This window comes from Brachybacterium aquaticum (assembly GCF_014204755.1).
GTDB lineage: Bacteria > Actinomycetota > Actinomycetes > Actinomycetales > Dermabacteraceae > Brachybacterium > Brachybacterium aquaticum.
The window spans coordinates 2,477,811-2,489,890 of the sequence record NZ_JACHLZ010000001.1 but is presented as its reverse complement, the minus strand read 5'-3'; the positions used below and the strand labels follow the sequence as shown (position 1 = coordinate 2,489,890).

Here is a 12,080-nt window from a genome sequence, read left to right as displayed (position 1 = left end):
GGTGCGGGCGGGGGTGTGAGCGGGCTGCGGCTCGAGCCGCTCGGCCCGCAGCACGGCCTGGCGCTGCTCGCCGGGCAGGACGAGCAGCTCGCCCGGGAGATCATCGGCGGGCGCTGGGAGCCGGACGCGCTCGCCGACTTCCTCGATCGCGCCTCGCGCTGGCGGGCCGACGGGCCGGTGCGGGAGTACGCGGCGCTCGTGGATGGGGAGCTGGTGGGCGGGGGCGGCCTGCACCTCCTTGCTCCCGGTCTCGCGCGGGGTGAGACGGCGCTGAACTACTGGGTGCTCCAGGGGTGTCGGGGGAGGGGCCTCGGGCACGCGATCGCGGCGCTGCTGGTCGCGCAGGCGCGGGCGGACGCGGGGATCGCCCGGCTCGTGCTGCGTATCGCCCCGGGGAACGCGGGGTCCCTCGCGGTCGCGCGGGGGCTCGGGGCGCAGTCGACGGGGGCGGTCGAGCGCCACCCGGCCGACGGGCGACGTGCGGTGGAGCGGTGGGAGCTGGGGGTGCGATGAGGGGGTGAGGGGTGTGGTGTGAGGGTGTCAAGGCCCCGTCGAAAATGTGGATACATGGGGGAGGAAATGTGGACGAACGCCTTTTCTGTTGCGACCGTTCCTCCCCAGTCGAAGTTATCCACAGATTTCCGAGAAAAATACCCCAGCTATGGTGCTGAGGGGGTCGCGGGAGTAGAATTCAAGGGTGTTCCGGGAGGGGGATCTCCGGGGCGCGAGGGGTGATCCATCCCGTCGTCCATCGGTCGATCCCCGCTCGTTCGACGAGGAGAGGGGGAGGGTCCGATGGCTGCCATCGCAGAACCTGCATCGCGGCGCGACGACGCCTCCGCTGCTCCTGGTCCCGCCGCTCCTGGCGCCCTCGACCCCGCGTCCGCCTCCGGCGTCACCGCGGACGGCACCCTCCCGCTCGACCTCGGCATGCCGCGTCCGCGCGTGAAGGCCCGCGCCCCGCTCACCGAGGACTCCCTGGTCAGCCGCGGCGGCCTCGAGCCCGCCTCGGCGGACGCCACCACCGCCTCGCGCCTGCTCCACGCGGTGCAGGAAGACTCCCGCCGGCACGCCCTGCACCTGAAGCGGCTCGCCGCGTTCCACGTCGCCGAGGACGATTTCGAGCGCGAGGAGCACACCCTCGCCGTCGCGATCGCGCTGCGCACCACCACCGACAAGGCGCGCAGGCTCATCCTCGACGCCCACATCGCGTACACCGAGATGCCGCGCACCCTCGAGCGGCTCGCCCGCGGTGAGATGCCCGTGGAATGGCACGAGAGAATGCTCCACGCCACCCGTGACATGACCCCTTTCCGGCGCGGAGAGATCGACGAGAGAATAGGGGCATGGGATCTCGCCTCGATCCCGTCGGACCGATTCTTCGCCGAGCTGCGCACCCTCGTCGCCTGGTGCGATTCCCGCGACGCGGCACCCGATCCTGTGCAGTCCCGCTGCGTCGAGCTGGAGAAGGGCTTCCGCGACGACGGCACCGCGAGCCTGCGCATCACCGGTCCCATCCCCGAGATCCTCGCGCTCGCCCGCCGGCTCGACAGCTCCGCGCGCAGTGTCCAGGCCGCGCAGCGCCACGCCGTCCGCGACGGGGCCCCGATCCCCTTCGATCTCGACGACGCGGTGACGACCACGGGGAGAGCTCTGTCCCTCGCCACCCTCCGCTACGCGATCATCACCCGCACCGTGCTGGACACCGCCGGGGTCGAGGTGCCCGCCCCGCGCTACCGCGTCAATGTCACCGTCCCGGCGCTGACCATGATGGGCCTGGCCGACACCCCCGCCACCTTCGACGGCCGCACCCCGATCCCGGCGAAGCTGGCCCGCGACCTCGCCGCCGCCGAGCCCGTCTGGCACCGGGTCCTCACCGACCCCGTCACCGGCGAGTTCCTCCCGCTGCCCGCCGAGCGCTACACCCCCACCCCCGCGATGGTCGAGCACCTGCGCCTGCGGAACGCCAGCTGCGCCGTCCCCGGCTGCACCCGCTCCACCACCGACGACGCGGAGACCGACCACATCCACGAGTTCGACCACGAGGATCCCGCCCGCGGCGGCCCGACCCACCTCGCGAACCTCCACCGCCTCCACTTCGGCCACCACGACCTGAAGACCGCGGGGCACATCGACCCGGTGCGCCACCCCGACGGGACCACCGAATGGACCGTCGGCTCCCCGCCCCTCGTCAGCACCCGCGTCGCCCCCGACCGCGACCTCGCCACCCCCGAGATGGCAGGGTGGCTCATGGAGCAGTGGGACATCCACCGCGCCGACGAGGACTGGAAGGCGATGGTGGCCTGCGGCGAGGTCGACCGCCTCATGCGCGAATGGGGACCCGCCTACGAGGACTTCGGCGACCCGCCCGGCACTGCCGAGCTGCTCGCCGAGGTCGCCGAGGAGGAAGCGGCGAAGAAGCGCGAGGCCGGGATCGACCAGCCCCCGCCCTGGGCGTCCGCGCCACCGTTCTGAACGACGCCTTCCTGACGTGGGCAGTACCCTTCCCTGCATGCGGTACGGATTCCTCGGCCCCGAGACGACCTTCACTCACCAGGCCCTTCTACAGGCCCTCGCGGAGACCCCCGAGGAGTTCGCCGCGGAGGAGCCGGAGCTGGTGCCCTTCTCCTCGGTCGCCACCGCCACCACCGACCTCCTCGCCGGGGACATCGACGCGCTCATGGCCCCCATCGAGAACTCCGTCGAGGGCGGGGTCTCCGGCACCCTCGACGTGCTCGCCGCGACCGACTCCATCACCATCGTCGCCGAGCAGACCGTGCAGATCACCTTCGTGCTCGCCGCCCGCGAGGTCACCCCCTTCGAGCAGATCACCTCCGTCGCCTCCCACCCCCACGCACAGGCACAGGTGCAGGGCTGGCTGCGCGCGAACACCCCGAACGCCCAGATCGCCGCCGCGTCCTCCACCGCCGGCGCCGCCCGCGACCTCGCCGCCATGAGCGAGGACGAGGCCTGGGGCCGCGCCGCCGTCTGCTCGCCGCTGGCCGCGAAGCACTTCGGCCTCACCGTCCTCGCCGAGGGCATCGAGGACTACGACGGCGCGATCACCCGCTTCGTCCTCGTCACCCGCGAGGGCCGGATCCCCGCCCGCACCGGCACCGACAAGTCCACCGTCGTCATCCAGCTGCCCCACAACCGCTCCGGCGCCCTCCTGGAGGCGCTCGAGATCCTCGGCTCCAACGGCGTGAACATGTCCCGCATCGAGTCCCGCCCCGTCGGCGACTTCCTGGGCCGGTACTCCTTCTCCATCGACCTCGAGGGCCACATCGAGGACCGCCGCGTCGCCGCCGCGCTGCGCTCCCTGCACCGCCTGTGCCCCGTCGTCCACTACCTCGGCTCCTACCCGCGCGTGGACGGGACCGGCAGCGAGATCCGCGAGGACTTCTCCGACGACGCCTACGACCAGTCCCGCGAATGGGTCGACCAGCTCACCGCGATGATCACCCCGCCGGCAGGGGCATGACATGGCGGCGCGCTCCACGGACCCCGTCTCCGGCACCGGCCGCGTCCGCGCGATCGACGACCGGCTGATCATCGCCCTCGCCGAGGACGTCTCCGCCGGCCTGCCCTCCCGCGGTCAGGTCGCGGCCGACGCCGTCATCGGCGGCCACGAGCTCCAGGTCGTCGTCGAGCCCGACGGGCGCAAGGGCCACTGGCTCGACGTCGACGAGGAGCTGCGCACCGCGCTCGCCCTCGAGGATGGCGACACCGTCGAACTGACCCTCACCCCCGCCGCCGAGTGGCCCGAGCCCGAGGTCCCCGACGACCTCCGCGCCGCGCTCACCGCGGCGGAGGAGCAGGTGGGGGAGCAGTGGGAAGCGATCACCCCCATGGCCCGCTGGGAGTGGGTGCGCTGGGTCGGCGCGACCCGCTCCGCGCAGACCCGCGCCAAGCGCGTGGACGTGTCCGTCGACAAGCTTCGCAAGGGCTCCCGCCGCCCCTGCTGCTTCGACCTGTCCTCCTGCACCGATCCCGAGCTCGCCCGCAGCGGCAAGCTCCGGGAGTGACGGTCAGGAGACGCCCGAGACCTCCGAGGTCTTCGCCCCCTCCGGGACCCGCAGGCGCAGCGCGCCCGGATCGATGGTGGCGACCATGTGGGTCGCCTCCACGTCCGTGTCGCCGTCCAGCTGGACCGGCTGCGCCTTCGTGGTCGTCACCCGCACGCCCGTGGTGAGGTATCGCTCCATCGAGGACAGCTTCGGCCCCACCTTCGGGGTGAGCTTCGGATTGATGACCTGGGTGGCGACCTGGCTGAACCCGGCCGCGCCGCGCCAGCCGGCGACGACCACCTCGAGCTTGCCGTTGTCGATCGTGGCATCCGGCATGAGCACGAAGCCGCCGGGCAGCTTGCCCACGTTCCCCAGCAGCACCGTGCGTGCCTTGTGCGCGTGACGGGACTCGTCGGGCAGCTCCACGATCACGTCGACCGAGCGGCGGCCCAGCACCGTGCGCACCCCGCCGAACACGTACGCGACCCAGCCGAGGCGCTTCTTCAGCCCCGGATCGGTGTAGCCGATCATCTCCGCGTCGGCCCCGAAGCCCGCGATCACCAGGAAGATCTGGCGCGGGGCGGCCAGCGCGGCCGACGGGGAGTCCCCGTGGCGCAGCCAGCCGACGTCGACCTGGTGGTCGGAGCCGGTGAGCGCCGCGACCATCGCCGCGCCCGGGTCCTCCAGCGGGATGTCCACGTTGCGGGCCAGGAGGTTGCCGGTGCCGGAGGGGATGATGCCCATGCGGGTGTCGGTCCCGGCGAGGACCGAGGCGACCATGCGCACGGTCCCGTCGCCGCCCGCGGCCATCACCAGGTCCGCGCCGTCGGCGAGAGCCTGCTCGGTCTGCCCCTTGCCGGGGTCGTCGATGGTGGTCTCGTAGAACACCGTCTCGGCGCCCTCGACGCGCGAGACCACCTCGGTGAGGCGGCGGCGGATCGAGTCGGTCTCGTCGAACTTCGACGGGTTCAGCACAACCGCGACCTTGCGCACCCGGTCCGGATCCCCGGGGGAGCGTTCGGCCGCGGAGGTGCCCTCCGCGCCGCCGGAGCCGTCCCCGCCCTCGGAGGTGCCGCCGTCGGCCGACCTCCCGAGCGACGACGCGCGCGCCTCGGCGGCCGCGTGCAGGGCCGAGATCTCCCGGCGATGCCGCCCCAGGCGGCGCAGCACGACCACCAGCAGGGCGATCGTGACGACGGTCGTCACCACAGAAGCGATGCTGAGCACCAGCAGGGTCATGTCCATGGCGGAAGACTATCGGGCCCGCCTGCGCAGGTACCCTGGAGCAATGATCGATCTGCGCCAGCTGCGAGAGAACCCCGATGTCGTCCGAGACGCCCAGCGGGCGCGGCGGCGCGACGCCTCCACCGTCGACGCCGTCCTGGAGGCGGACTCCCGCTGGCGCGAGACCACTGCGGCCTTCGAGTCCGCCCGCGCCGAGCAGAAGTCCTTCGGCAAGCGCGTCGCCCAGGCGAAGGGCGAGGAGAAGCAGGCGCTGCTGGCCGAGGTGAAGCAGCTCGCCGCCGACGTGAAGCGGCTCGAGGGCGAGGCCGCCGAGGCGCTCACCGCCCGCGACGCCGCCCTGCGGGAGATCCCGAACCTCGCCGAGGGCGCCCCAGAGGGCCTCGAGGCCGACTTCGTGGTCCGCGAGACCGTGGGCGAGACGCCGACCTTCGACTTCCCGATCAAGGACCACCTCGAGATCGCCGAGGGGCTGCGCGCCATCGACATGGCCCGCGGCGCGAAGGTCTCCGGCGCCCGCTTCTACTTCCTCACAGGCGTGGGCGCGCAGCTCGAGCTCGCGATCCTCAACTCCGCCATCGACCAGGCCACCCGCGCCGGGTTCACCCCGATGATCACCCCCACCCTCGTGCTGCCCGAGGCGATGGAGGGCACCGGCTTCCTCGGCGAGCACGCCGACGAGGTCTACCACCTGGACAAGGGCGACGACCTGTACCTCGTGGGCACCTCCGAGGTGGCGCTGGCCGGTTACCACAAGGACGAGGTCCTGGACCTGTCCGACGGCCCCAAGCGCTACGCCGGCTGGAGCGCCTGCTACCGCCGCGAGGCCGGCAGCTACGGCAAGGACACCCGCGGAATCATCCGCGTGCACCAGTTCCACAAGGTGGAGATGTTCTCCTACTGCCGCATCGAGGACTCCTACGAGGAGCACGAGCGGCTGCTGGACTGGGAGCGGGAGATGATGGCGCGCATCGACGTGCCCTACCGCATCATCGACACCGCCGCCGGCGACCTCGGCACCTCCGCCGCCCGCAAGTTCGACTGCGAGGCGTGGATGCCCAGCCAGGACACCTACCGCGAGCTCACCTCCACCTCGAACACCACCCAGTTCCAGGCGCGGCGGCTGAACATCCGCGAGCGCACGGAGGACGGCCTGCGCCCTGTCGCGACGCTGAACGGCACCCTCGGCACCACGCGCTTCATCGCCGCGATCCTCGAGAACCACCAGCAGGCCGACGGGTCCGTGGTGGTCCCCGAGGGGCTGCGCCCGTACCTCGGCGGTCGTGAGGTCTTCGAGGTCGCGGGCGGCGCTGCCTGAGATGCCCTCCCCCCGACCCCTCCACCGCCTGCTCGAGGCGCTTCGTCACCGACGGTTCACCCCACGGTCGCGCGGCGGTGCCACACTGCCCGCCATGAGCACCTCCACCGCCGAGTCCGCGACCGCCGCCCGCGAGGCCACCCGGGCGCGCCTGCAGGAGCGCCTCGCGCCGCTGGAGGGGAAGGACCTGCTGATCGGCCTCGACGTCGACGGCACCCTCGTCGACCACGACGGCACCATGTCCTCCTCCATGCGCGACATCCTGCGCCGCACCGCGACCGAGCACACCGTCGTCATCGCCACCGGCCGCTCCCTCGGCGCGACCCTGCCGATCGTCGAGGCCGCCGGAATCACCCGCGGCTACGCCGTGTGCTCCAACGGCGCGGTGACCGTGCAGATGGACCCCGAGGCCGAGGGCGGTCACCGCATCGTCGACACCCGCTCCTTCCAGCCCGGTCACGCGCTGCGCACCCTGCGCGAGGTCGCGCCGGACGCCCACTACGCGGTCGAGACGGCCGATGGGGCCTTCCACTCCACCACCGGCTTCCAGGACGCCAGCTTCGGCGTCGAGGCGACCGAGGCGAACCTCGACGAGCTCATGGAGCTCGAGGCGGTGCGCGTCGTCGTCCACGTCCCCGACCTCTCCCCACAGGAGTTCTCCGAGGTCATCGCCCAGTCAGGCGTGCACGGGGTCGAGTACTCCATCGGCTGGACCGCGTGGCTGGACATGGCCGCGCCCGGCATCTCCAAGGCCAGCGCCCTCGAGGCGATCCGGGAGCGGCTCGGCATCGAGCGACTCGCCACGGTCGCCGTCGGCGACGGCTTCAACGACACCGAGATGCTCACCTGGGCCGGGGTCGGCGTCGCCATGGGGCAGGCGCCGCAGGGCGTGAAGGCCGTCGCGGACGTCGTCACCGAGTCGATCTACGAGGACGGCACCGTGCTGGTGCTCGAGGGCGTGCTCGGCTGAACCGTCCCCGGGGTCCCCGGGGTCCCCGGCATCACCTCGTCATGAGCCACGCCAGCAGGTAGCTGCGGGTGTTCCCATCGTCCAGGTGCTCGTCGGCCAGGTCCCGCGCCGCCTCGAGCGCCGCGTCCCGCTCCTCGTCCCCGCCGAGCGCGGAGTACATGAGCAGCCAGTCCCCGTACTGCTGATCGAACCCGCCCGACGCCGTGCCCTCGGCGACGTTCCGCCGCACCCGCTCCGGGTCGTCGGCCAGGTGGTCCGAGCTCGGCGACAGGGGCAGCACCAGGATCGCGAGCGCCGCCGCGGGCTCCGCGGAGAACCACGTGGCGTAGTCGCGCTTGCCGCCGAACTGCAGCGGCAGCACCTGATGCGCGAAGCCGTCGTAGACCGGGTCCGCGGCGTCGAAGTCGGTCCAGTACGTGCGCGCCGCGAGGGCCTCATGGGCCAGCAGCCAGGCCGCCAGCTCCTCGAGCTCGGCGTTCCCGCGCGCCCGCGCCCACAGCTGCAGACCCGCCCAGGCGGTGGTCGCCTCCGAGCTGGACTCCTGGTTGTTGCCGTCAGCGAAGGGGGAGGTGCCCGACGCCCACGAGTGCGAGGCGTAGGCGTCGAACACCCGCCGCACCGGCAGCATGTCCGTCGCCGCGTCGCTCGCGATGTCGGCGGCGAGGGCGTCGATCACCGGCGCGATCTCCTCGGCGAGCTCCGGGTCGTCCGCGGCGAGGGTGCCCGCGGCGTACAGGAAGTAGCCGTAGTGGAAGTGGTGGTCGTTGAACTCCTCCGAACCGAACGACGGGGTCAGGCCCACGACCCCGCGGTTCGTCCTGTCGTACGCGAAGCAGAAGGCATCGCGCTCCGCCGCCGCACCCACCTCCGTCCAGCGGCGCAGCTGGGTGAGGACCCGCTCGCGCAGTGCGGCGGCGGGCCCCTCGGCCCCGACCTGCTCCGCGATCGCGAGGAGCTGCGCGTCGCGGTGCAGGGCCTTCCCGCCGAAGTAGGTGTCGGCCGGGTAGTCGAGCAGGGCGGGGACGTCGAGCGCGACCTGCGCGGCGAGCTCCTCCCGCTGCGCATCGTCCAGGCCAGAGAGATCCAGTGCCGCACGGGCCTCGCGCCGCGGCGCGGACCAGGTGAGCTCGGTCGCCTCGCGCAGCACGAGGGTGCCGTAGACGCTCGGGTACGTGCCGAGCACGTCGTCGGCCGACGGGTCCGCGCCGTGGTGCGGCATCGCGGCGATGGCCGTCGGCCCGTTCCCGGCGGTGGTGTAGGTGAGGGTCGTCGTGGCCGCGTCCTCGGTGAGGGAGCGGGTGAGGGCGGTGCTCTCCAGCGGCACGGCGAGGGTGGCGAGGTGCGCGGCGTCGGCGCCCTCCGGGAGGGCGAGGAACGTCGCCGTGCCCCCGGAGGCGACGTGGCACGCGGCGCCGTCGAGCGACCCGTCCTCGAGGGCGAGGGCGTAGGTGTGGGGGCCGACGGCGAGGGTGGGCGGGTCCTCGCCCGCGAAGGGCGCCGAGAGGGTGAGGTCCAGGCCCGTACTCGCGCGCAGGGCGACGCAGGGCCAGCCCTCGGCGATCGTGACGGTCGCGAGGTCGATGCCCGACCCGTCGCGCAGGGTCATGGTCACCGAGGCCTCGTCGTAGGCGGTGACCAGGGCGGACTCCGCACCGTCGACCGCGACCTCGAGCTCCGGGGAGTTGCCGCCCATGAGCGTCCGCTCCGAGGTGACGACGGTGGGCAGGCCCAGGGTGAACCCGCCGTCCACGAGCGCGAAGGACAGCGGCAGCGGGTGCACCGGCTGGGGCTCCTCGCCGAAGACGAGTCCGGAGAACCAGCGGTTCGTCGGCGGGACGAGGCCCTCGCCGAGGCGCAGAGCACGCAGGTCCGCGGGCTCGGGGAGCGGGGGCAGCGCGGTCATCGACGCGTCGACCTCCTCGGCGGTGAAGGCGGGGCTGCTCGGCGCGGAGGCCGCACCGCGGTCCTTGCATCCTGTCATGCCCGCGGCGAGCAGCCCGAGCGGCAGACCGGCCAGCATCGTGCGGCGCGCGGGCCTCATCGCAGACCCACGCTGCGCAGGAAGTCCATCAGCGCATCGGTCGGGCCGGCGAGGACGCCGTCGTCGGTGAGCTCGACCCGCACCGACACCGGCGCGCCGTCGGTCGCGATGAGGTCCAGGTCCTCGCCCTCGAGCTCCTCGCTCGTGATCAGCGCCCGGGTGACCGCCTTGCCGTTCTCGGTGACGACCGAGGCGGAGACGACGTCGCCGACCACGGTGCGGTCGTCCGGCAGGAGGATCTCGGCGCGCGCGCCCTCCTCGAGCCGTCCGTAGTCCCGGGAGGTGAGCAGGAACTGCGCCTCCACCGCGCGGGGGCTGGAGCGCACGATCGTCGCCACCGCCGCCCCGGCGCCCAGGTAGTTGCCCGGGGTGGCGGAAAGCTCGGTGACCCGGCCGTCGGCGGTGGCGCGGTAGACGATCACCCCGGTCACCGGGTCGATGTCCATCGCGTCGTTCGAGCTGGCGGCCAGGCCGTGCACCGCGTCCTGCTGCAGCTCGACGCTGGCCATCGTGAACAGGACGTCCCCGGCGGAGACCTCGTCCCCGAGGGCCACGGCCATGTCGATCACGACCCCGGGGGCCACCGCCGCGATCGCGTAGCGGGGCTGGACGATGGCGGCGCTCACGGAGGCGCTCTGGCGCTGGCGCTGGTTGAACACGAGGGTCAGTCCCGCGGTGAGGGCGAGGACGAGCAGGACGGAGGTCAGCAGGCGGAGGCGGGCGATCCAGGTCATGAAGTGGTCCTCATCAGTCGGGTGCGGGCGTGACGGGCCGCGACGGCGTCCGCCGGGGTGGACAGCGGCATCGGGGCGGCGAGCGCCGCGGAGGTCGCGAGCACCTTCGCGCGGTCGGCGCGGGCGGCGAGGGAGCCGGTGCGGGCCGCGCGGATCTCCCCGAGGGCGACGACCACGAGGATCAGCAGCACCGCGGAGTTCACCGCGCACCAGAGCGTGGCGATCGAGGGGCGGCCCAGCATCGTGTCCCGCCAGATCCCGACCGCCGTGGTGCACAGCAGGAACACGAGCATGCACACCTGCGGGCCCATCACCGTGAAGGGGGAGACCTGTTTCTGCGCGCCCGTCACCGACCACGCCTGGTCACGGCCGGTCACGGCGTTCACCAGCGCCTTCGTGTAGATCGGGAAGGAGCAGGCGGCGAGGGTCAGCACCTCCCAGCGGAAGGAGCCGAGCGTGAAGAAGGCCAGCACGATCTGCAGCACGTAGAAGCCGCCGTAGAACACCACCCAGGTGCCCCAGCCCACGTCCATCGACACCGGGCGCAGATCGAAGAACACCTCGAGCGCGGGGACCATCAGCAGCACGCCCGGCACGATGCCGGTGAGGTAGTGGGTGGCGGTGATGAAGTACATCAGCCGCTGGTCCAGGCTCAGGCGCCGCCGAGGACTCAGCGGATTGGCCTGCAGCAGGATCTCGAAGCCGCCGGTCGCCCAGCGCAGCTGCTGCTTCGAGTAGGCGACGATCGTGTCCGGCGCGTCGCCGATCGCGAGGGTCGTGGGCAGGAAGATCGAGCGCCAGCCGCGCTCGTGGAGGGTCAGGGACGTCCACACGTCCTCGGACTTCGAGTCCGTGACCATCCCGCCGATGTCGTCGATCGCCCGCCGACGGAAGACCACGTTCGTGCCCACGCAGAACGCGGCGTTGAAGTGGTTCCGGCCCGGCTGGATGAACCGGTAGAACATCGCCTGCATGTACCCGGCGCCGCGGGAGATGACGTTGTGGAGGTTGCCGTAGGTCTGCGGGGTCTGCACGAAGGCGACCGTCTCGTTGGTGAAGAAGGGCAGCGTCTCCTCGAGCAGTCCCGGCAGGGGCACGAAGTCCGCATCGAGGATCACGAAGAACTCGCTCTTGGCGAGAGTGAGGGCGTGGTTGACGTTCCCGGCCTTCGCCCCGCCGCCGCTGAGGCGGCGCACGTACCGGCAGCCGATCTGCGCCGCCAGCGCCCGCACCTCGTCGCTGCGCCCGTCGTCGAGGATCCACACCTCGTGGCGGCCGCGGATCGCCATCGCGGCGGTCGCGGTGCGGCGCACCACCTCGAGCGGTTCGCCGAAGACCGTGATCAGCACGTCCACGTCGACCCGCCGCCCGTTCAGCTGCAGCGGCCAGCGGGAGGGGTCGCCGCGCTGGGACAGCCGCGAGAGCAGGTACAGGTCGTCCCGCGCCCGCCAGTACTCGTGGTCGCGCACGTCCCGGGTGCCGGCGAGCACGGTCCACATGGCGCACAGCGCGTGGAGCACGAGGATCGCCTCGGACACGATGACCAGCAGCCAGGGGATCAGGTCGCCGCGGTGCGAGGGCTGGAGGAGGAACACCCCGTAGGCGAGGCAGCCGACCGTGGCCAGCAGCGTCAGCAGGATCATCACGGGGGAGAACCGGTCGGTGGCCGCGGCGCGGCGGCTCACCGGGGTGAAGCGGTCTACGGAGGCGAGATCGTGGGCGGAACGGGGCATGGGAGCTTTCTTGGCCGGCGGGCGATCGGGCCTTG

At 72.5% G+C, this 12,080-nt stretch carries 10 protein-coding genes; 6 read left to right on the top strand and 4 right to left on the bottom strand.

All coding sequences use genetic code 11. The features are described from left to right. Nucleotides 1-15: 15 nt before the first annotated feature. From HNR70_RS11155 to HNR70_RS11140, 4 genes are all read left to right on the top strand, one after another. Nucleotides 16-513: a GNAT family N-acetyltransferase gene (locus HNR70_RS11155; RefSeq protein WP_312857642.1), complete on the top strand. Its 498-nt coding sequence runs from the start codon at nt 16-18 to the stop codon at nt 511-513. Nucleotides 514-795: 282 nt separating this feature from the next. After that, nucleotides 796-2,475 carry an HNH endonuclease gene (locus tag HNR70_RS11150; protein WP_184325727.1) on the top strand — a complete coding sequence of 560 codons (1,680 nt, stop codon included), beginning with the start codon at nt 796-798 and terminating at the stop codon, nt 2,473-2,475. Nucleotides 2,476-2,512: 37 nt separating this feature from the next. Further along, nucleotides 2,513-3,481 carry a prephenate dehydratase gene (pheA, locus tag HNR70_RS11145; protein WP_184325726.1) on the top strand — a complete coding sequence of 323 codons (969 nt, stop codon included), beginning with the start codon at nt 2,513-2,515 and terminating at the stop codon, nt 3,479-3,481. Nucleotide 3,482: 1 nt separating this feature from the next. Then, nucleotides 3,483-4,025 (top strand): YdeI/OmpD-associated family protein, encoded by a 543-nt coding sequence (locus tag HNR70_RS11140; protein ID WP_184325725.1) that lies wholly within the window; start codon nt 3,483-3,485, stop codon nt 4,023-4,025. A gap of 3 nt (nt 4,026-4,028) precedes the next feature. Here the strand turns inward: HNR70_RS11140 and HNR70_RS11135 are convergent, their stop codons facing one another. Then, entirely contained in the window at nt 4,029-5,252 is a 1,224-nt protein-coding gene (locus tag HNR70_RS11135) for a diacylglycerol/lipid kinase family protein (protein ID WP_184325724.1), read from the bottom strand. A 43-nt stretch (nt 5,253-5,295) separates the two neighbouring features. Between HNR70_RS11135 and serS the strand changes: the two genes are divergently transcribed. Together serS and HNR70_RS11125 are read left to right on the top strand one after the other, a co-directional pair. Beyond that, nucleotides 5,296-6,567 (top strand): serine--tRNA ligase, encoded by a 1,272-nt coding sequence (gene serS / locus HNR70_RS11130; RefSeq protein WP_184325723.1) that lies wholly within the window; start codon nt 5,296-5,298, stop codon nt 6,565-6,567. A gap of 94 nt (nt 6,568-6,661) precedes the next feature. Next, nucleotides 6,662-7,537: an HAD family hydrolase gene (locus HNR70_RS11125; RefSeq protein WP_184325722.1), complete on the top strand. Its 876-nt coding sequence runs from the start codon at nt 6,662-6,664 to the stop codon at nt 7,535-7,537. A 31-nt stretch (nt 7,538-7,568) separates the two neighbouring features. On the opposite strand, the gene HNR70_RS11120 is transcribed toward HNR70_RS11125, so the two are convergent. From HNR70_RS11120 to HNR70_RS11110, 3 genes are read right to left on the bottom strand one after another with little or no spacing between them, the layout of a single operon-like run. Beyond that, entirely contained in the window at nt 7,569-9,578 is a 2,010-nt protein-coding gene (locus HNR70_RS11120) for a glycosyl hydrolase (RefSeq protein WP_184325721.1), read from the bottom strand. Then, nucleotides 9,575-10,312, bottom strand: coding sequence for an HlyD family efflux transporter periplasmic adaptor subunit (locus HNR70_RS11115; protein ID WP_184325720.1), 738 nt, complete (start codon nt 10,310-10,312; stop codon nt 9,575-9,577). Before HNR70_RS11115 ends, HNR70_RS11120 begins: the two co-directional genes overlap by 4 nt. Next, on the bottom strand, nt 10,309-12,045 hold the full coding sequence (locus HNR70_RS11110) for a glycosyltransferase family 2 protein (RefSeq protein WP_184325719.1): 1,737 nt from the start codon (nt 12,043-12,045) through the stop codon (nt 10,309-10,311). Before HNR70_RS11110 ends, HNR70_RS11115 begins: the two co-directional genes overlap by 4 nt. Nucleotides 12,046-12,080: the final 35 nt, after the last annotated feature.

What these genes read in the sequence shown, in the direction of transcription:
- HNR70_RS11150 (WP_184325727.1), top strand. Translation starts at nt 796, where the DNA reads ATGGCTGCCATCGCAGAACCTGCATCGCGGCGCGACGACGCCTCCGCT.
- pheA (WP_184325726.1), top strand. Translation starts at nt 2,513, where the DNA reads ATGCGGTACGGATTCCTCGGCCCCGAGACGACCTTCACTCACCAGGCC.
- HNR70_RS11140 (WP_184325725.1), top strand. Translation starts at nt 3,483, where the DNA reads ATGGCGGCGCGCTCCACGGACCCCGTCTCCGGCACCGGCCGCGTCCGC.
- HNR70_RS11135 (WP_184325724.1), bottom strand. Translation starts at nt 5,252, where the DNA reads ATGGACATGACCCTGCTGGTGCTCAGCATCGCTTCTGTGGTGACGACC.
- serS (WP_184325723.1), top strand. Translation starts at nt 5,296, where the DNA reads ATGATCGATCTGCGCCAGCTGCGAGAGAACCCCGATGTCGTCCGAGAC.
- HNR70_RS11125 (WP_184325722.1), top strand. Translation starts at nt 6,662, where the DNA reads ATGAGCACCTCCACCGCCGAGTCCGCGACCGCCGCCCGCGAGGCCACC.
- HNR70_RS11120 (WP_184325721.1), bottom strand. Translation starts at nt 9,578, where the DNA reads ATGAGGCCCGCGCGCCGCACGATGCTGGCCGGTCTGCCGCTCGGGCTG.
- HNR70_RS11115 (WP_184325720.1), bottom strand. Translation starts at nt 10,312, where the DNA reads ATGACCTGGATCGCCCGCCTCCGCCTGCTGACCTCCGTCCTGCTCGTC.
- HNR70_RS11110 (WP_184325719.1), bottom strand. Translation starts at nt 12,045, where the DNA reads ATGCCCCGTTCCGCCCACGATCTCGCCTCCGTAGACCGCTTCACCCCG.